The organism is Paenibacillus sp. G2S3 (assembly GCF_030123105.1).
In the GTDB taxonomy this organism is placed as follows: Bacteria; Bacillota; Bacilli; order Paenibacillales; family Paenibacillaceae; genus Paenibacillus_AQ.
In genome coordinates this window covers 5,138,310-5,161,116 of sequence record NZ_CP126095.1, presented here as the reverse complement: position 1 = coordinate 5,161,116, position 22,807 = coordinate 5,138,310, and the positions used below count along the sequence as shown (strand labels likewise).

Annotated in this window: 20 protein-coding genes; all 20 read left to right on the top strand. The window is 47.8% G+C overall.

The annotated features are described in order from the left end of the window. Positions 1–4,128 (top strand): UvrD-helicase domain-containing protein, encoded by a 4,128-nt coding sequence (locus QNH28_RS22730; RefSeq protein WP_283912241.1) that lies wholly within the window; start codon positions 1–3, stop codon positions 4,126–4,128. Between the two features lie 41 nt (positions 4,129–4,169). Next, positions 4,170–5,351: an exonuclease SbcCD subunit D gene (locus tag QNH28_RS22725; protein WP_283908652.1), complete on the top strand. Its 1,182-nt coding sequence runs from the start codon at positions 4,170–4,172 to the stop codon at positions 5,349–5,351. A 1-nt stretch (position 5,352) separates the two neighbouring features. Next, a complete protein-coding gene (locus tag QNH28_RS22720; protein WP_481858336.1) occupies positions 5,353–6,507 on the top strand; it encodes an AAA family ATPase in 1,155 nt (384 codons plus the stop codon). Positions 6,508–6,544: 37 nt separating this feature from the next. After that, positions 6,545–8,767 carry an SbcC/MukB-like Walker B domain-containing protein gene (locus QNH28_RS22715; RefSeq protein ID WP_283908651.1) on the top strand — a complete coding sequence of 741 codons (2,223 nt, stop codon included), beginning with the start codon at positions 6,545–6,547 and terminating at the stop codon, positions 8,765–8,767. A gap of 368 nt (positions 8,768–9,135) precedes the next feature. Further along, a complete protein-coding gene (locus QNH28_RS22710; protein ID WP_042130338.1) occupies positions 9,136–9,495 on the top strand; it encodes a histidine triad nucleotide-binding protein in 360 nt (119 codons plus the stop codon). Positions 9,496–9,634: 139 nt separating this feature from the next. Then, positions 9,635–9,808 (top strand): 30S ribosomal protein S21, encoded by a 174-nt coding sequence (gene rpsU / locus QNH28_RS22705; RefSeq protein WP_036657994.1) that lies wholly within the window; start codon positions 9,635–9,637, stop codon positions 9,806–9,808. A gap of 15 nt (positions 9,809–9,823) precedes the next feature. After that, on the top strand, positions 9,824–10,267 hold the full coding sequence (locus tag QNH28_RS22700) for a GatB/YqeY domain-containing protein (RefSeq protein WP_042190953.1): 444 nt from the start codon (positions 9,824–9,826) through the stop codon (positions 10,265–10,267). 139 nt (positions 10,268–10,406) lie between these two features. Then, positions 10,407–11,771, top strand: a complete 1,365-nt coding sequence (locus tag QNH28_RS22695) for an NfeD family protein (protein WP_481858402.1) — start codon at positions 10,407–10,409, stop codon at positions 11,769–11,771. A 63-nt stretch (positions 11,772–11,834) separates the two neighbouring features. Then, entirely contained in the window at positions 11,835–12,836 is a 1,002-nt protein-coding gene (gene floA / locus QNH28_RS22690) for a flotillin-like protein FloA (RefSeq protein ID WP_283908649.1), read from the top strand. An 18-nt stretch (positions 12,837–12,854) separates the two neighbouring features. Then, a complete protein-coding gene (locus QNH28_RS22685) occupies positions 12,855–13,406 on the top strand; it encodes a YqfB family membrane protein (RefSeq protein ID WP_283908648.1) in 552 nt (183 codons plus the stop codon). A gap of 174 nt (positions 13,407–13,580) precedes the next feature. After that, positions 13,581–13,874, top strand: a complete 294-nt coding sequence (gene yqfC, locus QNH28_RS22680; RefSeq protein WP_283908647.1) for a sporulation protein YqfC — start codon at positions 13,581–13,583, stop codon at positions 13,872–13,874. Next, positions 13,871–15,052 carry a sporulation protein YqfD gene (gene yqfD / locus QNH28_RS22675; protein ID WP_283908646.1) on the top strand — a complete coding sequence of 394 codons (1,182 nt, stop codon included), beginning with the start codon at positions 13,871–13,873 and terminating at the stop codon, positions 15,050–15,052. Before yqfC ends, yqfD begins: the two co-directional genes overlap by 4 nt. Positions 15,053–15,067: 15 nt before the next feature. After that, complete coding sequence (locus QNH28_RS22670; protein WP_042190944.1) at positions 15,068–16,039, top strand: PhoH family protein; 972 nt, start codon at positions 15,068–15,070, stop codon at positions 16,037–16,039. Positions 16,040–16,053: 14 nt separating this feature from the next. Further along, positions 16,054–18,309 carry an HD family phosphohydrolase gene (locus QNH28_RS22665; protein WP_283908645.1) on the top strand — a complete coding sequence of 752 codons (2,256 nt, stop codon included), beginning with the start codon at positions 16,054–16,056 and terminating at the stop codon, positions 18,307–18,309. After that, positions 18,306–18,803 carry an rRNA maturation RNase YbeY gene (gene ybeY / locus QNH28_RS22660; RefSeq protein WP_283908644.1) on the top strand — a complete coding sequence of 166 codons (498 nt, stop codon included), beginning with the start codon at positions 18,306–18,308 and terminating at the stop codon, positions 18,801–18,803. The genes QNH28_RS22665 and ybeY overlap by 4 nt, the downstream gene beginning before the upstream one ends. Beyond that, entirely contained in the window at positions 18,803–19,198 is a 396-nt protein-coding gene (locus QNH28_RS22655; protein WP_283908643.1) for a diacylglycerol kinase family protein, read from the top strand. Before ybeY ends, QNH28_RS22655 begins: the two co-directional genes overlap by 1 nt. Positions 19,199–19,403: 205 nt before the next feature. Next, positions 19,404–19,823 carry a cytidine deaminase gene (locus tag QNH28_RS22650; protein WP_042130321.1) on the top strand — a complete coding sequence of 140 codons (420 nt, stop codon included), beginning with the start codon at positions 19,404–19,406 and terminating at the stop codon, positions 19,821–19,823. 633 nt (positions 19,824–20,456) lie between these two features. Further along, complete coding sequence (gene era, locus QNH28_RS22645; RefSeq protein WP_283908642.1) at positions 20,457–21,350, top strand: GTPase Era; 894 nt, start codon at positions 20,457–20,459, stop codon at positions 21,348–21,350. 112 nt (positions 21,351–21,462) lie between these two features. Beyond that, the gene (locus QNH28_RS22640; RefSeq protein ID WP_283908641.1) at positions 21,463–21,606 is read left to right on the top strand and encodes a YqzL family protein; all 144 of its coding nucleotides are present in this window, start codon (positions 21,463–21,465) and stop codon (positions 21,604–21,606) included. A gap of 36 nt (positions 21,607–21,642) precedes the next feature. Beyond that, entirely contained in the window at positions 21,643–22,398 is a 756-nt protein-coding gene (recO, locus tag QNH28_RS22635) for a DNA repair protein RecO (RefSeq protein ID WP_094870321.1), read from the top strand. Positions 22,399–22,807 lie beyond the last annotated feature (409 nt).

Sequence of the window (22,807 nt, the reverse complement as noted above, 5' to 3'; positions counted from 1 at the left end):
ATGAAGCCTGAAATAGAAGCGAAACCGGAAGGGAGCATATGGAGTGATGACCAGTGGCGCGCCATCGCTGAGAGCGGTGATGATATTCTCGTAGCCGCGGCAGCAGGCTCTGGTAAGACGGCTGTGCTGGTAGAACGGATTATTCGCAAAATCAGCAAGGAAGAGAACGGCTTTAGCGTAGATAGATTGCTGGTAGCTACGTTTACCAAAGCTGCTGCTGCCGAAATGCGCCAGCGAATCAGGGAAGCACTTGATCGGGAGCTAGAGGAGAATGGAGAGAACGACCATTTGCGTCGTCAGCTGTCTCTGCTAGGTAAAGCCTCGATTACAACACTACACTCTTTCTGTTTGGAAGTAATCCGGCGTTATTATCAGATTATTCCGATAGATCCCGGTTTCCGTATCCTGAACGAACATGAAGCAGAGATGATGCGGCAGGAGCTGCTGGAAGAGCTGCTAGAGGAAAAATACGGTGAAGTCGGTGTGGATGGCGAGGATAGCGTGTTTGTACAGCTCGCCGATTGGTTTAGTGGTGAACGCAGTGATGATGCGGTGCATGCGCTCATACAGCGATTGCATGATTATGCCCGTAGCCATCCTTGGCCAGAGCAGTGGCTTCGTGATACCGCAGCGGATTTCTCATTACCAGACACCGATAGCTTGGGTCGAACACCATGGGTGCTTAGTATTCTTGAAGAAGCAAAGCTGACCCTTGCGGGTGCAGCCAGTCAGCTTATTCAAGGCCGAGAGATAGCGTTACAGCCGGGCGGTCCGGCACCTTATGCCGAGAATTTGACGGCTGATCTTGAGATGGTAAATACATTGCAGGAGGCCGTAAACGAACGGCCCTGGGCAGAACTATATGATATTTTCATGGAAGTATACTTTGGAAAATTAAAGGCTTGTAAGAAGGATTCGACAGATCCTGGATTGCAGGAGATGGTTAAAGAGCTGCGCGACAGTGTGAAGAAGAGTATTTTAGATCTTCAGAAGGCATTGTTTGGCCGTCCTGCAGACGTCTTTTTGAGAGAACTGAACGAGGCGGCTCCACTTATGGCAGAACTTGCTGAGACGGTGATAGCGTTCGGTGAACGTTATCGAATCGAAAAAGCAGGACGTGGTCTAGTCGACTTCAGTGATTTGGAGCATTATTGCCTGCAAATTTTACGCCATCCAGATTCTCTACCAGGCCATTCCCTGCCTTCAGACGCAGCGATGGAGTACCGTGCTCAATTCGATGAGGTGCTGCTAGATGAATATCAGGATACGAATAGTGTGCAAGAAGAGATAGTACGGTTAATCTCCCGTGAAGCACCTGGTAACCGATTTATGGTCGGAGATATGAAGCAAAGTATTTATCGGTTCCGTCTGGCAGAGCCGGGGCTGTTCCTGGATAAATACCGTAGCTTTGGCGCGAACCATGCCGGAGGTGACGGGAATGTAGTAGGCGAATCCGACTTAGGTGAGTTATCTGAAAAGCCTAATGAACCGTCTGGCGGCTCGGTTATCGATCTAGCCCGTAATTTCCGTAGTCGTATGGAGGTTGTAAATGCCGTAAATATGATTTTTCGGCAGATTATGAACGAAACGGTGGCGGAGATTAATTATGACGATCGCGCTGAGCTTGTGTATGGCGCGAATTTCCCAGGTGCAGCAGAAAAGGGGCCAGATACTTTTTTTGCACCAGAGCTACTATTGATCGATCGCGGAGCTGCGGCAGGGAAAGTAGAAGAGACTGCTGAGGACGGTGAGACGCCACTTCAGGAAAGCGAAGCTATTGAGAGTGAGACCGCGCAGCTGGAAGCACGAGCGATTGCTCGGCGTATATCACAGATGACTGGCTTGAATGGCGGGTCTCCGTTGCTCATTTATGATAAAGGACTTAAGATTATGCGCCCAGTGATTTATGGTGATATCGTGATTTTGCTTCGTTCGGCGAGAATATGGACCCCTTTAATCATTGAAGAGCTTCGGATGGAGGGAATTCCTGCTTACGGAGATCTGAATAAAGGATATTTTGAAGCCACAGAAGTAGAAATTGCACTCTCACTCTTAAAAATAGTTGATAATCCTCAGCAGGATATTCCGCTCGCTGGTGTGCTTCGGTCACCTGTTGTTGGTTTATCTGAAGAGGAGCTGGCTACAGTTCGGATGTGCAGCCACGGTTCTTTCTATCGTGCTGTACAAGTGGCAGCGAACATGCAAGATGTAAAAGAAGCTGAAGATGAGTACGATCTTTTCTCGGCTCATGAAATGGAATCCGCTAGCACCGCTGATATAAATGCCTTTTCTAATGAAGCCTCTTTTGATGGCAGCATTCATGATGTGGGGACAGAACGTGGAGCTGTACCGCAAATCAACCCAGAGTTGAAGCGTAAGCTTAAGAATTTCCTAGAACAGCTTGAAAGTTGGAGAGATGCGGCTAGACAAGGAAGCCTCAGTGAACTGATCTGGCGTATTTATGGAGAGAGTGGTTATCTGGAATGGGTTGGAGGACTACCTGGAGGCTCGCAGCGCCAGAACAATCTTAAGGCTTTGTATGATCGGGCTGTTCAATTTGAGAATGATACTGCGGCGCGTGGGTTGTTCCGTTTCTTAGTGTTCATTTCACGGCTTCGTGAGAATGGTGGAGATCTAGGCGTAGCTGGTGGTGGCGGTGAAGAGGGCAATGGGGTCAGAATAATGACCATCCATAAATCCAAAGGTTTGGAGTTCCCTGTTGTTTTTATAGCCGGTATGGCGAAGCAGTTCAATCGGCAGGATTTGCATTCTCCTTTCCTGATGCACAAAGAGCTCGGCTTCGGGCCACGTTTTGTGGAGCGGGAAACACGGGTCAGCTACCCAACTCTACCTTATTTGGCTATTAATCGTCGTACACGACTTGAATTATTGGCTGAGGAAATGCGGGTATTATATGTAGCTTTAACTCGTCCGAGAGATAAGATGATTCTAGTAGGTACTGTTAGAGATCTACCGCGGAAAATCGCTAGCTGGAGCAGTGTGCAGAATCGGGATGAGCTACTGCTTGCTGATCATTTACTAGCCCGGGGACGCAGCTATTTGGACTGGGTTGGACCAGCATTGATCCGGCATCCGGCGGCGGCTATTCTTCGGAAGCTAGGCGGTTCAGAAGGTACTGTCTCGACAGTGCTGCACAGCGATGTTTCGAACTGGAGCATCAGTGTGCAGAATGCTTCGGAACTGAATTCGGGGGCGTTCCTTCCATCGGATAACTCAGAGGAAAAAGCAGAAGAGCGTCAATCTGTACTCAAGGCGCTGCAAAAAGGTGAATCTGTAAGTGTCTATGGATCAGTGAATAGCGATGAGATTGCTAGAAGACTAGAATGGCCTTATCCGTTTGCGGCTGCCTCTGGTATTCCGGCTAAAACCTCTGTTACGGAGTTAAAAGCTTTGTTATCGATGCAGGACCAGCCTTCTTATGATCTCCTAGAGGAAGGTGACTACTCTGTCACCTCAACAGAAAACATTAAACGTACAAATGTGGCAGGAGCAGACAGTCTTCATTTGCGGCGTCCGAAATTTATGGAAAAGCGCAGCCTAACCCCAGCGGAGCGCGGCACAGCCTACCATACGGTTATGCAGCATATTCCACTGGAGGGTTCAGTTGATCCTAAGGTTGTGGAAGAAACATTAGCCCGTTTGCAGAGATTAGCTATTCTAACTGCTGAGCAGGTGGAGGCGGTATCCCCCGATCAGATAGAGACTTTTTATACGAATGAACTTGGTCGTAGATTAATAGATTCTTCTTGGAAGCTTAGAGAAATGCCGTTCAGTTATATGCTTCCCGCAGGCGAGGCTTATGGAGGGCTCGATTATATGAATAAAGCCGTCACAGAGCTAAGCCATGGAAATAATAATGAAGGCTTTAGTGAAGGAGTTCTGATCCAAGGGGTCATTGACTGCCTGTTCCGCGAAGAGGACCGGATTATTCTGTTAGACTATAAGACGGACTCTGTTTTAGAACATCAGGGTGGGTTAGAAGCGCTTAAGGAAAAATATCGTTTTCAGCTAGAGTTATACAGCAAGGCATTACATGATATTTTGGGAGAACCGATCAGCGAGATTTGGCTGTACTTTTTTGACGGCGGACATGCTGTGAAATTATAAATCTATTCATTACCGCATAGGAGCGGAGAAAGAGGACGAAGATGCGGATATTGCATACGGGAGATTGGCACCTCGGCCGAACGCTGGAAGGAAGAAGCCGGCAGAAGGAGCAAGAGCAGTTCATAGATGAACTGGTGGAGATCGCCGATTTTCATAAAGTGGATTTGATAATGATGGCGGGAGATGTGTACGATTCCGTTAATCCACCAGCGGCTTCAGAACAACTATTCTATGAGGCTGCTGCAAGGCTGACTTCAGGGGGCAGGCCCCTTGTTGTAATCGCCGGAAATCATGATCAACCGGAGCGCGTATCTTCAGTCTCACCGCTTGTATTAAGGCAGGGGATTACATTAGTGGGGCTTCCTACCTCAGAGCCAGTGACTGTTCATGCTGTACGCACGGGTGAGATCGCCAAAATCGCAGCTCTTCCTTATCCCTCCGAGGCGCGTCTCGGTGAACTGCTTGCAGGAGATAGCGGAGAAGAGGAGCTTCGACTGGCTTATAGCGCACGGGTAGGCAAGCTCATGCAGCTGTTGGGACGGGAATTCACGCCGCAGACTGTAAATTTGGCGATGAGCCATATTTATGTGCTTGGTGGTGTGGAAAGTGATTCGGAACGTCCAATTCAAGTGGGCGGAGCGTATACCGTTGATCCTTCTGCTTTGGCTTGTGGAGCGCAATATACTGCACTAGGTCATCTTCATCGCGCACAACGTGTCAAAGGGGAAGGAATGATCCGTTACAGCGGATCTCCGCTGGCATACAGTTTTTCTGAAGCAGGACAGGCTAAATCGGTGACGCTGATTGATGTTGCGCCGGGTGGTGAGCCAACCTTTGAAGAAATCTATCTTCGCTGTGGGCGTCCGCTTGTAAGATGGAGCTCCACAGGTGGATTGCAGGAGGTATATAACTGGCTGGATGAAGGTAGAGATGCCTCTGCTTTTATAGATTTGGAGATTCGGCTTAGTGAAGCCATGTCGATGAATGATATTCAGCGCCTGCGCAAATCACGCGAGGGGATCATTCATATTCGTCCCATCTACCCGCAAATGGAGATGGAGCTCGAACAAACTGCCCGTTCACGAATGCCGGTGCAAGAATTGTTCCGTAAATTCTATCAGCGTCAGACAGGTGGAGCGGAACCGGAAGATAAGCTAATAGAGCTGTTCTTACAGCTAACCGAAGAAGAACGGCGTCAGCCGGAGGAAGGAGAGGAGAACTAAGGTGAAGCCTATTCTATTAAAAGTAGCAGGTTTACAGAGTTATAGAGAAATGCAAGAAATAGATTTTGAAAGTCTGTGTGAGACGGGTCTGTTTGGGATTTTTGGACCTACGGGCAGCGGCAAGTCTAGCTTGCTGGATGCTATTACTTTGGCAATGTACGGAAAAGTGGAACGTGCCGTTAACGGAACACAGGGGATTATGAATCACTCTGAGGATACACTTAGCGTGGCGTTTACCTTTGAGCTCACTTCTTCCGCGGGGGCACATCGTTATCGTGTTGAAAGGAAGTTCAAGCGGACTGGTGAACAAACTGTCAGCAACACGATTAGCCGTTTCATTGAAATCACACCTGACGGTGATAATGTTATGGCGGATAAGCTCGCAGATGTTACACGCTGTGTGGAGGAGCATATCGGTCTAAAAATGGATGACTTCACGCGAGCGGTTGTATTGCCGCAGGGGAAATTTGCCGAATTCTTATCACTTCGTGGCGTAGATCGCCGGCAAATGCTGCAGCGCCTGTTCCATCTGGAACAGTATGGCGATCAGCTGGCAATTAAGCTTAGCCGCCGGGTGAAGGAGAATGAGGCTGCGCTCCGCGCGCTCATCGCTGAGCAGCAGGGTCTTGGCAGCGCAGGAAAAGGGGATGTAGAGGCAGCAGCTGAGCGCCTCGAGCAGGCAACCCTTTATGCTGCGGAATGCCGCCGAAAGCTGGAAGCGGCGCTGCAGGTCTCGGAGCGTTTCGCGCGTATACGCGAGCTCCAAGAGGAACGGACCCGCCGCGAGTTGCAGCGGCAGGGGCTGCTCGCCAAGGAGGAGGAGATCCTCCTCCTTGAACAGAAGCTCGGCCAAGCTGACGAGGCCGAGGCAAGGCTTCCCGCGCTGAAAGCATGGCGCAGCGCGGAAGAAGCCTTTAAGAGCCGATTGGCCCGCGCGGAGGGCCAAGAGGTGCTGGCCGCCGCCGCCGAGCAGGAGGCGGCGCGTGCCGCTGCCGTCGCGGCTGCTGCGCAGGCCGCACTTGCGGCGGAAGAGCCGGCCCTCCGGGAGGGGCCGGCACCTACCGCCGCGCGCTCGAGCTCGAGTCCGAGCTCGGCGGCCTGCGGCGCGAACTCGCGGCTCTGCGCGAGCGCCGCGAAGAGGCCTCCCGCAAGCTAGCGGAGCTGCGGGAGGGCATGGCCCGGGAGCGTGAGCTTTGGCCAAGGGCCAAAAGCGCCAGCAAGAGCTGCAGCAAAGCTTGCAGCCGCTCGGTGTCCGCTCCCAGGAGCGGCAGTCTCTGCAAGAAGCGATGCAGAGACTGCAGGGGCTGCACTCCGCCGAATCCCAGTGGGATAAGGCGGAGAAGGAGCGCCGCGAGCGTGCCGCTGCCCTCGCGGCTGCGCAGGCACGACTCGCGGAGGCCGAGGGCCGTCGCGAGCTGCAGGAAGCTGCTCGCGGGCAACTGATCCGCGAGGCGGCACTGCATCAAGAGAAGCTGCTGGCGACAGAAGAGGCAGCACGCGCAGCAGCGGAGCGTCTGGAGCAGCATGTCAGTGCTTTGGAAGCGGCTCTGAAGGATCAAGAGCTTCACAGACTGTCGCTTGCACTGGCTAAGGAGCTGGAAGAAGGCCAACCTTGCCCTGTATGCGGCAGCGAGCATCATCCTACGCCTGCATTATTGCAGGATAGCTTAGAGCAACAGGAACTGGAAATGAAGCTTCAGCAAGTTCGGGCATTGTCCAGACGGGCTTTAGAAGCTCGTCATCTGTTCCGCGGTCTTCGTGAACAGGATCAAATATGGCTGGAGCAGGTATTTGGAAATGAAGTCATCGAAGCGGCAAATCACCCTGCAGCTGCTGGTTCAGAAGTCAGCACTACTGAGGTTTCCTCAACCGATGTGTCCGTTCCAGATGAAAAAGCCTTGGCAGAACTTGAAGCTGCACTTTTGGCATTAAAAGGGCAGTCAGGCGAACTACGCCGAACTGCGGTACAGTGGCAGCAATCGATGCAGGAGGTTCAGCAGCTGTGTCTCAAAGAAGCGGCAGGTGTCGCTGGTGAAAGGAGCTGGGTAGAAGGAATTACTGCCAAAGCTGAGGAGTTAAGCGCCCAGCTAACGGCTCTGCGGCAGAACTGGACACAGCAGTTCCCCGATCTGGCACCTGGAGAAGTAGAACAAGCATACCGTGAGCTGGTAGCGAAGGATGCACAAGCTGAAGAAATTAGATCTCGTCTTGATATCAGCGTTAAGTTTCTGGAGGAGAAGAGTGCTTCAGTTCAGAACCTTCAGGAGACCATAACGGGGCTGGATAAAGAGCTGGCTCAATGGATCACACAGATCGAAGGCAAGGAAGAATTGCAGCGTGAAAAAGATCAGCGTCTACTGGAGTGGACGAATGGTCGTGCTGCTGCTCCTCTTCTAGTGGAATGTGAAGGGCGTCTTCACGAGTTGTTAACTGCTCTGGAGACTAGCAAGCAGTCACATCTCGCGGCGGCGGAGAAGGCTCAGCATGAGATTAAGGAAGCGGCGATTACTCGCCAGGCTGCGGAATCTGCGCGTGAACATTACGTTGCAGCTACCAGTCATTGGGAACAAAGCTTGGCTTCTTCACCGTTTAGTTCAGCCGCTGAGGTTGAAGCAGCAGCGCTTAATCCCGAAGATCGGGAGATAGCTTCTTCCCGCGTACGTGCTCATCGTGCCGAAGAAGCTGAGGTCTCATTGCAGCTGCGTAACATTGAAGAGAAGCTTGACGGGGCTAGCTTAAGTGAAGAGGAATGGCAAGTAAGCCAGGGGACCTTAAGAGAAAGCAAGGCTGAAGATGAAGGCTCTCTCCAAGCACGAGCACGTGCAGAGCGTGATCTGGAGGATTTGCGGCATCGGCATATTCGCTGGATGGAGCTCGAAGCCCAGCGGACTGACCACGCCTCTTTGCAAGATCAGCTTTCCAAACTGCAGACGGTCTTACGTGGGAATGCCTTTGTTGAGTACATTGCGGAGGAACAATTGATGCAGGTGTGTCAGTCCGCATCTCAGCGACTCCGTTTCCTGAGCAAGCAGCGTTATGCGTTGGAGGTTGATTCGGGCGGCGGCTTTGTAATCCGAGATGATGGGAACGGTGGGGTGAGAAGACCTGTCTCAACGCTGTCTGGTGGAGAGACCTTCCTCACATCGCTTTCACTGGCGCTTGCTCTTTCAGCCCAAATCCAGCTTCGGGGACAATACCCGTTGCAGTTTTTCTTCCTGGATGAAGGGTTTGGGACGCTTGACCCAGAGCTGCTGGATACAGTGATTACTTCACTTGAAAGGCTGCACAACGACCAGCTGTCTGTCGGCATTATAAGCCACGTTCCAGAGCTTCGTGCGAGGTTGCCGCGCAAGCTGGTAGTAGTTCCTGCTGAACAGGGTGGAGGAGGATCTCGTATCCTTTTGGAAAAAATGTGAAGAAAATTAAGGCGTGTGATTGATATCACAGATACAGTATCAACGCGCTGTTATAATACAGCTAAGCCGACATTACTTTAGAAACACCTCGGCGGACGTATGACCGGGAATATTATCCTTTTCATACGTCCGCCGCCGAATCAGCTATATAAGCTGTGAAGGGTGTTTCTCTTTTTTTTTGCCTTTTTTAGACCTGATGGATGTAAATATAGCTTTACTTCATTTGTTAACGGATTTCATTCTGTAATAGATACAGTTTTAGGATGTAGATGTTGAATCTCCTAGCGTCTTTCGTAATTGGTGATTATCCTGTATGATTATCTTATGATGAAGCGAAATTTCACCAATTTTTAGGGGGCAAGCACTCTATGGAGACCGTGTTTAGCAAAATTATTGAGGGTACTATTCCTTCCAAAAAGGTATTTGAGAACGAACGTATTCTTGCATTCTACGACATCGAGCCGGCTGCACCGGTACATGTGTTGATCATTCCAAAGAAGTTCATTGCTTCCATGAATGATGTCACACCTGAGGATCTTCCGCTGATCGCAGAAATTCACAGTGTAGCGCAACAGATCGCTATCGACCTTGGGATTGCCGAGTCTGGTTATCGTCTGATCAATAATTGTGGTCCTGATAGTGGACAAGCTGTGCCTCATCTTCATTATCACTTGCTTGGTGGGGCCAAGCTGGGAGCCCTCACAGGAAACTCAGCTTCTCACGCATAGTACAATCATTTAATGTTGAAGAACTTGCCAGAAAAAAAGAATAACACGAAGGTTGACACCCTATTTCCGTTTGACCTATAATGGAATTTGATAAACCGTGTTATGCTCTTGGACGGTATGGTCGGAGGGAGGGGAAACTGTGTCTGAAACGAAAGTTCGCAAAAACGAGACAATTGATGCTGCACTTCGTCGCTTTAAACGTTCCATCGCAAAAGATGGTGTCTTGGCTGAGGTGAAGAAACGCAAACATTACGAAAAGCCAAGCGTTAAGAAAAAGCTGAAGTCTGAGGCTGCTCGTAAGAGAAAGTTTTAGGAGGATTACCCACGCATGAATCTTAGCGAGAGATTGAACGAAGATATGAAGCAAGCGATGAAGAGTAAGGACAAGTTCACGCTCTCCACGATTCGAATGGTTCGTTCTACAATAAAGTATCTTGAAATAGATTTGAAGAGAACATTGGACGACAACGAAGTGCTTGATATCCTTAGTCGTGAAATCAAACAGCGCAAAGATGCCCTCCAAGAATTTGAATCAGCGGGTCGCGATGAGCTTGCCGCGAGTACGAAGGCAGAAATCGAGATTATTATTAAGTATCTTCCCGAGCAACTTTCCGAAGAAGAAATTAAAGCAATTGTACAGCAGACCATCCAGGAAACCGGTGCTTCTTCGAAAAGTGAAATGGGTAAGGTCATGAGCGCACTGATGCCTAAGGTCAAAGGTCGCGCCGATGGTAAACTCGTGAACCAAGCGGTTCAGCAATTTCTGCAATAATATAGCGCCAGCACCCCTTGCAAAAGGGGTGCTTTTCTTTGTTTTGAAACGTAAATCCGCTTTCAGCGTAATAACGATTATGTGTCCCGGGTCAAGTTGAAGAAGGGAGGTAAAAACATTGAAAAGATTACGGAAAATTATGTTAGCCAGCATTCCCGTTGTTTTACTGTTACTGCTCTTAACACCGTTTATCCCGAATGTAAGCGCTGATGTAACAGCACCAAAAGCACCGAAAGCTGCGAATGGCGAGATGAAGAAAGGCCCTGTGTTTATTATTCCGGTTGATCAGAAAATTGAAAGAGGTCTGCAAAGCTTTTTGGAAAGAGGCTTTGCAGAAGCTTCTAATTATGGAGCGGTTCTAATTGTACTGGAGGTGGATACACCGGGTGGACTGGTGAGTTCAGCAGAGCAGATTGGGACGATGGTAAGAGATAGTGACATACCAACGGCTGCTTTTATTAAAGGTGATGCCGCTTCCGCAGGCAGTTACATAGCACTTAACGCAGGTGCAATCATCATGAAGCCGGGCAGCATGATCGGTTCTGCATCTCTAGTAGATAGTAGCGGCCAGAAAGTAGATGACGCGAAGATGGTGTCCTACTGGAAATCAAAAATGATTGGAGCCGCTGCTCTAAATGAGCGTGATCCTGATATTGCTGCGGGAATGGTTGATAGTAATTTGATTGTGGATAAGCCGGATCTAGGCGTATCTAAAGCGCAGGGCGAAATTATTGCTTTGTCTAGTGACGAAGCTTTAAAAGCTGGCTATGCTGATCAAATCACCACTACGCCTGAAGAGGCAATTACTTGGCTAGGGTATACTACAGATGACATTTTTCGTGTGGAGCATACGGGTGCCGAGAAAATGTCGCAATTTCTGACGAATCCGATTATTATGACGATTCTGTTGTTCATCGGGATTACAGGCATTGTGATTGAGTTAATCGTTCCGGGCTTTGGTGCACCTGGGATTATTGGGACATTAGCCTTTGTTTTATATTTTTTCGGAAACTCTGTAGCAGGGTTTGCTGGATCTGAGACTTGGCTTTTGTTCATAATCGGACTTGTCATGCTTGTGCTGGAGCTGTTCGTGCCGAGCTTTGGGATATTGGGGTTACTCGGTTCCGTGAGCCTTGTGGCGGGTGTCGTACGCGCAGCATACAGCTTTACACATGCATTGTTTAGTCTGGGTATTGCTTTCGCGGCAGCGATTGTAGTCATTGTAATTGTGGCTGTAGCATTTAAAGAACGTGGAATTTGGAATAGGTTTATTTTGAAGGATACGCTCTCCAAAGATCAGGGATTTGTACCTGTTGAAGAGAAGTTAAGCTTAGTTGGAGCTATAGGAATCAGCATTACTCCACTTCGTCCATCCGGAACGGCTATGATAGGCGGCGAGCGGGTAGATGTCGTTACTGAAGGCAGTTTCATTAACGTTAATGCACCGGTCTCAGTTGTAAAAGTTGAGGGCGGACGGATTGTGGTGAAGGAAATTAAGGAATAAGGTAAAAGATAATGGGTATGACGAATAGTAGCTCCACAATAATTTAACGGAGGTTATAAAGTTATGGAAGCATCTTTAATTACTTTTTTGTTGATTGCGGTAGTCGTAATCATTGTGTTGAGTGTATTTTTAAGCTTCTTCCCGGTCATGCTCTGGATTTCAGCATTGGCGTCGGGCGTTAGAATCAGTATTATAACGTTAGTAGCAATGAGACTGCGCCGTGTAACGCCAAGTCGAATCGTTAATCCAATGATTAAAGCAACTAAGGCAGGTCTTGGACTAAATATTAATCAACTGGAGAGCCACTATCTCGCAGGTGGTAACGTAGACCGAGTGGTTAATGCGCTTATTGCAGCACAACGTGCAGATATTCCTTTGGAATTCACTCGCGCAGCAGCAATTGACCTCGCAGGACGTGACGTGCTTCTGGCCGTTCAGATGAGTGTAAATCCACGAGTGATCGAAACACCTATTGTAGCGGCTGTAGCTAAGAATGGTATTGAAGTTAAAGTAAAAGCGCGGGTTACTGTTCGTGCTAATATTGATCGCCTCGTTGGTGGTGCAGGTGAAGAAACGATTATTGCCCGGGTTGGTGAAGGGATTGTAACTACGGTAGGTTCGAGTGATTCGCATAAAGATGTTTTGGAGAATCCGGATTCGATCTCACGTACGGTTTTGGCCAAAGGTTTGGATTCTGGTACAGCTTTTGAGATCCTCTCCATTGATATTGCGGATATCGATGTAGGCAAGAACATCGGTGCGTATCTTCAAACCGAACAAGCAGAAGCGGATAAACGTATTGCACAAGCTAAGGCGGAAGAACGCAGAGCAATGGCTGTCGCTCATGAGCAAGAGATGAAGGCACGTGTAGTTGAGATGAAGGCGCTTGTTGTGGAAGCTGAATCTCAGGTGCCTATGGCGATGGCTGAGGCACTCAGAAATGGTCAAATCGGTGTGATGGACTACATGAACATCAAAAATATCGAGGCGGATACCCAAATGCGCGGCTCCCTCGGCAAAATGAATGATCAGGACGACAATAACCGTCCTAACAATAATAAATAAAAGGGGATGTGAATCTCCATGAGCTGGATCTATATTGTTGCGGTTATTATCTTCGCGATTGTATCCAATGTGAACAAAGCCACGAAGAACAAACCCAAAGGTACTACACGCGGAGGGATGCCGACCTTTGGTGGAGGAGACGGGAATCCTCTCCACCGTAATAAGGATGTAGACGGGAACAGAGATCAACCAGAGCAGTCTGGTAGTGGGTTTCCTACTCCTGTTACTACATCCTCCCGTGAGTATGACGCATCACCTGCCTTTCCAGAGCCTGCGTACATCCCGACACCGGATTATTCTACTGGAGAAGGTATATCCTTGGAGCACGCCGATGACGGAGTTGAATTGCGCACGCAAAGAATGCAGGAAGAGGTGCGGCGTCTTCAATCTGCTTTTGATGGAATAGCGGGAGCAGATCCCATTTCGAAGAAGACGAAGAGTTTATCCTCTGATTCAGATGTTCAGTCAAATAGAATAGGGAATAGGGATGAGCTTCGCAATGGTGTGGTTTGGGCGGAGATTCTAGGACCTCCGCGCGCGCGCCAGCCGCATTCTACCCGAAGATCGTAATTTTAGGTCAAAGTAACAATTAAGCCTTAGCTTTCTTATCTTAACGATAGGAAAGCTGAGGCTTTTTTTTTTTGTTTTTTTATACCTGAAAGGTGCTCCTTTATGAGTTCTTCTCATAAACAAAAGCGTTGCCGCATAAGGTGTACAGAAGGCAGGAAGGGGGAGCGTCTACTTATGACCCGTATTGGCCGCAGGCTGCGGGGATGGACAAACGGGGTGTTGGATTTACCACAGGACTTACTACAGGAAATGCCCCGGATCACCCTGATCGGCAATAAGGAACTGTATATCGAGAATCATCGCGGCGTGCTGCATTTTTCCTCAGGCCAGCTTAAGCTCGCGTTAGCTAAAGGATCGCTTGAAATCACAGGCGAGGATCTTGTCATTCGCAATATTCTTGGCCAGGAGCTGGCGGTAGAAGGCATTATCGGAGAGATCAAATATAAAGAAAGCGAGGGGAAATCATGAAGGAACCACCTCTTTCATCACTGCGGGGATCCGTTACACTGCATGTGACGGGGCCTCAGGTGGAGAGATTCATTAATGTCATTTCTGAAGCAGGTATAGTGATTTGGGATGTGAGGCCCGCTGAGGGCGGCGCTTCCCTTAAGCTGCTTCTTAATGATTTTTATGTCCTCCGTCCGATTTTAAAGAAGACAGGCTGTCGGATGCACGTTACAGGAAGAAGCGGACTGCCTTTTGTGATGGCGCGGCTTTGGAAACGTAAATTTTTTGGCATGGGAATATTGGTATTCGGGATTATGCTCTTTATGTTATCTACGATGGTATGGAGCATTAGAGTCGAGGGAAATGAAAAAATTGCCTCTGAGGATATATTGGCAGCTGCTCGCCAGGAGGGGGTGTATCCTTTTCAATGGATATGGCGTCTGGATGAGCCGGACAAGCTCTCTAAGGGGCTCCTAGCCCAATTACCCGGCGTTTCATGGATAGGGGTGCAGCGGACGGGGACGAGCATTAAAATTCAGGTGGTTGAATCTAAACAGCCGGATATCAAACCTCTACTTAGTCAGCGACATTTGATTAGCAGAACAGATGCGGTGGTAACTGAAATATATGCGGAGCAGGGTAGACCGGTTGTAGCGCGTAACTCACGGGTTAAAAAAGGGGATATCTTGATCTCGGGTGCTTTAGGTGACGAAGAGAATGTACAGTACGTGGTAGCTAAAGGTGAGGTTAAGGGTTTAGTGTGGCATGAATACAATATAGAGGTGCCACTTACAACAACGAACAGCTCATATACAGGGGAGCGTAAGGATCGAACCTATCTGGTGCTTGGTAAATGGGCTATCCAGCTATGGGGGTATGGCGATTCTCCTTTTGAGAAATCCCGAACACTTACTGAGCACGATCCGCTGTCCTGGCGGTCTATTAAGCTGCCGCTGGGCCTAATGACTGAGAAAGAAATGGAGATTAGTGAAACAAGTGAGACATTAACTCCAGAGGCTGGATTTGAAAAGGGAATAGAGCGAGCGAAGAATGATATTTTGGCGCGTTATGGCGTTGATAGCGTCATCAAAAGTCAAAAAGTTTTGCATGAGAAGAAAGAGAATGGTAAAGTTTATATGAAAGTGATCTTTGAAGTAGAAGAGAAAATTTCCGAAGAACTGCCAATAGTAAACAATTGAGGAGAATGAGGCTACTTGTCAGAACAGACTGCAAGCATTCGTATTACTTTGCAAAATGCGGGAGAAGCGCAATCGTTGTTCGGCCCGCAAGATGGATTCCTAAAAATCATCGAGAGTGAAATTCCTGCTATTATTGATTCCCGTGAAGCAGAGTTAACGATACGTGGTGCGGAGCGGGAAGTAGACATGCTGGGACAATTGTTTAATGTGCTGCTGTCCCTCATTCGGAGCGGTTACATACTTACTGAACGTGATGTGCAGTACGCTGTGGAGCTGGCGAAAGACTTTCGAGTCGATCAATTGCTCGATTTGTTCAAGGGAGAAATTACAACAACTTTTCGTGGAAAGCCTATCCGTGTTAAAACGATTGGCCAGAAGCATTATGTGACAACCATCAAGAAGCGTGATATTGTATTCGGAATCGGTCCTGCAGGAACGGGTAAGACCTACTTGGCGGTAGTGCTTGCAGTTACGGCACTAAAAGAAGGTTCTGTTAAGCGTATCATTCTTACGCGCCCAGCAGTAGAAGCAGGAGAGAGTCTAGGGTTCCTCCCAGGGGATTTGCAAGAAAAAGTAGATCCATACCTCCGTCCGTTATATGATGCCTTATACGACGTTATGGGGCCCGATCAGGTGGCTAAGGCACTTGAACGGGGATTGATTGAAATTGCTCCGCTCGCTTATATGCGTGGTCGTACGCTGGATGATTCATTTATTATTTTGGATGAAGCCCAGAATACAACACCTGAGCAAATGAAAATGTTTTTGACTCGACTCGGCTTCGGGTCCAAAATGGTGATTACGGGTGACGTTACCCAGATTGACCTGCCACGCGGCAAGAAATCCGGTTTGATTGAGGCTAAAGCGATTTTATCTGGCATAGAAGAACTTGGCTTTGTCTACTTCGCGGAACAGGATGTTGTACGGCATTCCCTGGTGCAGAAAATAATCGTTGCCTATGACCGCTCTGCCGAAAACCTCCAATAAAGGGGATTGTCTTCATGGCTTCAAAGCAACCATCTAAATTAAGCGGATTTGTATATACGAACAACGGATGGAAGTATAGCGCGGCGACACGCTATGCTCTTTTCCTGTTACTCGGGCTTGTGTTCTACTTTAGTCTATCGCCTGATCTGCTACCTAAGCGGTATGATATTAAAGAAAATACGCTCAGCGCGAAGGAGATTACAGCGCCTAAGCAAATTTTGGACAAGAAGGCAACACTAAAGGCGGCAGAAGAAGCTGCCGAAGGTGTATCTCCTAAGTATAAAATTATCCCGATGAGGGCCGATAATCTTGTAACATCGCTGCTGGACCGGATTGATCGCCTGAATCAGGATGATTTGATTTCGCAAAGCGATAAGACTGAGATTTATCGTGATGAGATTCCGCAGAGAGCCAATGATTTTATTTTGAATTTCATAGCCTCAAATCGGGGTGGAGGCACTTATTCCGATCATCTTTTGGAGGAAATGCAATCTGTCATAAAAGAGCAAACCTATGTCATTCCAGATGAAACTTACATTAAGATTCCGCGACTGACCTCTCAAGACATTATCGAAATGAAGCCTGTTGCTCGTGATATTGTGACTAGGCTGATGAACGATCAGATCACAGATGCCCAGACTGCGCGCGCCAAAGTGGCGGAGCAGGTCAGTATCAGTTCTCTGAGTCAGCGTACGGCTCGTGAGGTTGTGCAAGAGTTAGTCCGACTCGTTATTACAAGCAATAAGTTCTATGACGAAGATGCAACGAAGGAAGCGAAGGTACAGGCTCGTGAGAACACACCGGATGTGTTCATTGAGCAAGGTGAAGTCCTTGTCGCTAAAGGGCAAAAAATTACCCCTGAGCTGTACGCTCTTTTGGATGAGAATGGCCTGTTAAGTAATGAGGTCAACTATTGGCCTCAGGTTGGATTGCTGTTACTTGCTACCATGCTATCTGCGGGTCTGATGGTGTTTATCCGTTACTCGGGCGGAACCGCCGGATTTAAGTACAATAATTCCCAGTTATTAATGCTGGTGCTTGTTTTTGTTATTACGATTATCTCCATGCGGTTGACCGCAATTTTGCAGACGGATGTCCATTCCTATCTCGGGTATCTGGCACCGGTAGCTATCGGCGCTATGCTGATCACGATGCTTCTGGATATGACATTAGCGTATTTCTGTTCAATTCTGATTAGTATACTCGCCAGTATCATTTTGAATGTTCAACAGAATTCAGTATTTGATTTTACCTTTGGGTTCTTTTCAATTGTTGTTTGTTATGTGGCGATTTTTGCCACTCATCGTGCGGGCCAGCGCTCCACATTGTTAAAAGGTGGAATTATGGTTTCCCTTTTTGGCTGTGTGACCGTCTTTATGCTGACTCTGTTAGCTGGTGGGGAATGGAAAGATGTTAGCACGCTTTATGCCGTTGGTTTTGCTTTTGCAAGTGGACTTTTGACTGCAGTGCTTGTGATTGGTCTGATGCCTTTCTTCGAAGCAACCTTTGGTATTCTATCTGCCCTGAAGCTGGTAGAGTTGTCTAATCCAAACCATCCATTATTGCGCAAGCTTCTTACGGAAACACCAGGAACCTATCATCATAGTGTAATGGTAGGTAACCTGTCAGAGGCTGCCGCAGAAGCGATTGGAGCAGACGGTCTATTATGCCGGGTAGGATCGTATTATCATGATATTGGTAAAACAAAACGTCCGTTTTATTTTATTGAGAACCAGAATAATATGGAAAACCCGCATGACTCTATTGAACCGAAGCTTAGTAAATCTATCATTGTGGCCCATGCCCGCGATGGGGTGGAAATGCAACGTGAATATAAGCTGCCCAAACCGATTCGTGATATTGCTGAGCAGCATCATGGAACTACGTTCCTGCATTATTTTTACCATAAGGCCCTGAAGCTTGCGGAAGAAAAAGGTGTCGAGCCTGATTTTACCGAGGAAGATTTCCGTTATCCTGGCCCGAAAGCCCAGTCGAAGGAAGCGGCTGTTGTAGGAATCGCCGACAGTGTTGAAGCTGCGGTGAGATCATTGCGCAAACCGACTGTACTGCAGGTGGAGACAATGATTGAGAAGATTATTAAAAGTCGACTGGATGATCATCAGTTTGACGAATGTGATTTAACGATTAAAGAATTGGATATTATTGCACGGACGCTGAAAGAAACGGTCATGGGAATTTTCCATTCTCGGATCGAATACCCAGAAGATGTGCGTAAGCCGAAAAAAGAGGAAGGGGCAGCTAACCCATGAGTTTGGAGATCGTTTGGGATAACGAGCAAGAAGAATACGAGATAAAGGACGATCTCATAGCACTGCTGGAGAGCATTTTGCAAAAAGCAGGTGAAGCGGAAGGGATCGATCAGGGAGAAGTTGCGCTTACTTTTGTCGATAACGCTCGTATTCATGAGTTGAACTTGGAATACCGGGGAATTGACCGTCCGACGGACGTCCTCTCTTTTGCGATGAATGAAAGCGGAGAGGACGAGCTGGACATTATATACGAAGTACGAGAAGGCGAATCGCTGGAAGATGTTCCGGACGTACTGGGAGATATCATCATTTCCGTAACTCGTGCTCAGGAGCAAGCCCAGGAATATGGTCATTCGCTGGAGCGTGAGCTAGGTTTCCTCTTTGTGCACGGATTTCTGCACTTATTAGGATACGATCATCAGGATGAAGCTTCAGAGGCAGAGATGATGTCTAAGCAAGAGAAAGTACTAGCTCAGGTTGGGTTGACTCGCTAATGGTGAAGAACACGGCAGTAGGACACAAGAAGTTCTGGCACTCATTTCGGTTTGCATCGCAAGGCATCTTGTCGGCATTCAAATCCGAGCTTAACATGAAGGTGCATTGCTGTTTGGCTGTGGTTGTACTTGTTGCCGCCGCCGTGTTTAGACTTCCGCTGGTCAGTTGGATGTTGCTGCTCTTCTCCATCACGCTTGTCTTAAGCGCCGAGCTGCTCAATACGGCAATTGAAGCGACGGTAGACCTGATCTCGCCGGAGGTTCATCCCTTGGCTAAGAGAGCAAAAGATACCGCCGCAGGAGCTGTGCTTCTTACGGCGGTGTTTGCTGTCTTAGTTGGGGTTTATGTTTTTTACCACCCGGTGATGGACTGGATTAGCGGACTTATGTCATAATCAGGTTACAATTCAATTCAGGGGAGAGGCGGACCCGCGTTTTGCGATTCCGCCTCTTTGGTTACTGGATGTTTAGAAAGCGAGTTTTGTACGAAGAAAATTCAGAGAAGTAATGCTAACAAAACTAAGTGGATGCTTTCGAAGTAAGTTTTGTACGAAGAAAATTCAGAGAAGTAATGCTAACAAAACTTTAGGAGGACCCAATATGGATTCCGCTCTTCTTATGCAAGAAGCGATTAAAGCACGTGCTAAGGCATATATTCCCTACTCCCGATTCGGAGTCGGAGCTGCCCTCCTCGATCAGGATGGTCATATTCATCACGGATGTAATGTAGAAAATGCTGCTTTTGGCCCAACCAATTGTGCGGAGCGAACCGCTTTATTCCGTGCCATTGCTGACGGTCATGCTATCGGTTCGTTCAAGGCAATCGCCGTTGTCGCCGATTCTGATGGCCCCGTATCACCTTGCGGCGTATGCCGCCAAGTTATGATTGAGTTGTGTTCACCTGACATGAAGGTTATCCTTGGAAACATGAAGGGCGATATCGTTGAAACCACTGTGGGAGAATTACTTCCCGGCGCTTTTGGTCCCGTAGATCTGAAGCAAGGACAAGCTCCAGAGTGAATTCAGCTCATTGTTGAATGATTAAGCGCTTTAGTTGCATTATGTACAATCAAACTGCCACTATTTGGGTCCAAGCCTAATTTAGTTGCAGAATATACAATTAAATTTACGCTTTAATCCACATTTGGCTTTTGAGGTAGAATTTAGTTGCACAGAATGCAATTAAAACACCAAAAGCATAACTCAAATTCAAATTAGTTGTACAAAATACAATTAAAAGTGTGCGCTAACCATCAAGTTAGGCTAAAATCGTGCAAATTATGTGTTGTTAGAGTAACATTACGAGGTAAGCGCCGCGGCAACGCCGCCAGCGATTCTAATTACGTAAGGTTACTTGTAACACAGCCTAAAGCCAATCATCTCAGTAATCTTTATCCATGGTGAGCTTAATGCGAACCGTATTAATAATCGACAGTGAAGCGTGTCCCCAACAGGGGACGAAAGCGCTCATGCGCGATCAACCATCTAATCCCGCCGAACGTTGCAGGTACGCCATTTCCTGGTGTCCAGAGGGCCGGGGCCCTTGGGGTCCCCCTTGGCTAAGGGGGATTTAGGGGGATCGAAAAAGCTTTAAAAAAAGATTGAATGATTGAAAAAGACTGAACTAGAAGGAAAGTATGGAAGGAAGATAATATGAAATTCAAATCAGGCTTTGTCGCAATTATCGGCAGACCGAACGTAGGCAAATCGACACTCATGAACCAGGTTATTGGACAGAAGATTGCAATCATGTCGGATAAGCCACAGACCACTAGAAACAAAATCCATGGGGTCTATACAACGAATAATTCGCAAATCGTGTTCCTGGACACACCAGGTATTCATAAAAGACAGTCCAAGCTAGGCGACTACATGAACCAAACTGCAATGAGCACGCTGGGTGAAGTTGAGGCTGTGCTGTTCCTTGTGGATGCTGCAGATGGTTTGGGCGGTGGAGACCGATACATTGCTGAGCAATTAAACGGACTTAAGACGCCAGTTATTCTTGTACTCAACAAGATCGATAAAATAGAGCCGGAAGCATTGCTCCCACTTATGGCTCAGTATAACAAGCTGCATAACTTTGCTGAAATCATTCCAATTTCTGCCAAGATGGGTAGCAATGTTAACACGCTGTTAGAACAAGTCGCTAAGTATTTACCAGAAGGTCCGCAATACTACCCGGAAGATCAAATTACCGATCACCCTGAGCAATTTGTGTGCGCAGAACTAATTCGTGAGAAGATTCTGCATTTGACGCGCGAAGAAGTACCGCATTCCATTGCTGTGGCTATCGAAGATATGAGGGTTGAGCCGAATGGTGTGGTGCATGTGTCTGCCATTATTTTTGTTGAACGTGATTCTCAGAAGGGGATCATTATCGGTAAGCAAGGTGCGCTGCTGAAAGAGGTTGGCAGACGTGCTCGGACTGACATTGAGAACCTTTTGGGTTCGAAGATTTTTCTGGAGCTATGGGTAAAAGTGAAAAAAGATTGGCGCAATCAGGATCGCGTTTTGCGGGATTTGGGCTTCCATAAAGACCTTTAAGATCTATATCCGTTCTTCCTCGTTTGGCAGGAATTGCAAGGATAGAACCTGGCTCATCGCACATCCTAATTCTTGAAGAGACATCGTCTTTCCCAAGAAAGGATGAATACGAATGCGAAACTTTTCGTGGAAGTATTTTGCAATGACAGGAGACGTCGATGCTTACCTGCTATACAAGGAAGCTGGCCATCCACTTGAAGATAGTGGATTACAGCTAGTGGAAGAAGAGAAGGTCTGTGATGAAGAAGCGCAATAAGGACTGGTTGCTTGCCGAATGGCTGGGGGAAGAGGCATGCTACACAGGGTGGAAGGGATCGTCATTCGCAGCATGGACTACGGCGAGGGGAACGCAATCATTACGCTTTGCACCGAGAACGCGGGAAAAGTAGGAGTTCTGGTGCGTGGCGCAAAGAAGGTCAAAAGCCGCCATGCTGCACTGATCCAATTGTTCACCGTTGGGGAATTTGTTTTTTTTAGAAATAACGGAGGACTTGGGACGCTGAATTCCGGCGAAATCACGAAGTCTCACCACCCTCTGCGTGAGGATTTGATCAAAGCTGCTTATGCATCTTACGCTTGTGAACTGCTTGATAAAGTCCTGCATGATGAGGAGACGGGAAGCTTCTGGTTTCGCCAGCTTACGGCCTGCTTGAACGCACTTGAAGAAGATAAGGAACCTGGAGTTATCATAAATGTTTATGAAATGAAGATTTTGCAAGCAGCCGGTTATGGTCCAGAGTTCGACACCTGTGTGATATGTGGAGCTGAAAAGCCTGATGAACAACTGCTGATAAGCCCTCGCCTTGGAGGAGCACTCTGCCGCAGCTGTAAACATAATGATCCTCCAGCAATGGAGGTCTCTGCTCGTGCGTTGAAGTTGCTACGCTTATTCGCCAGACTTGATCTAACTAGATTAGGGAATGTGGATGTCAAAGAAAGCAGCCGAGATGAGCTCAAAAAAATTATGCGAGCCTTTATGGATATGCAGCTTGGATTAAAGCTGAAATCACAGAATTTCCTGGATCAGCTCGACAAGTACAAGATTTGACGAAATCTGATTTTTCCGTTACTATAGGAACAGTTTAATTCTAAGATTATCGCCGTTTTGCTCCATTTTGGGAGAACGTGCATCGATCGGGAAAGTAGTGAGCGATATTGTCGCGATTCAGCGAGCTGGGGGCAGTGAGAGCCTGGCGGGACAATGTTCATGAACATGGCACCCGGGAGTACGGATATGGCGAATGAAAGTGGATTTCGTTCTTGTCTTTGGCACTGATTTTGCTGAATCAAGGATTGGAATCAAGTAGGGTGGAACCGCGGGAGAATAAGTTAAGCTCTCGTCCCTATGTCTGTTAATCAGGCATGGGGGCGGGGGTTTTTTGTTGCTGTCAGGAGCGAAAAATGCCGCCTCCATGGTAAGAAGTTTTAAGCAAGCTGATCTAAAAAAACTTGTAAAG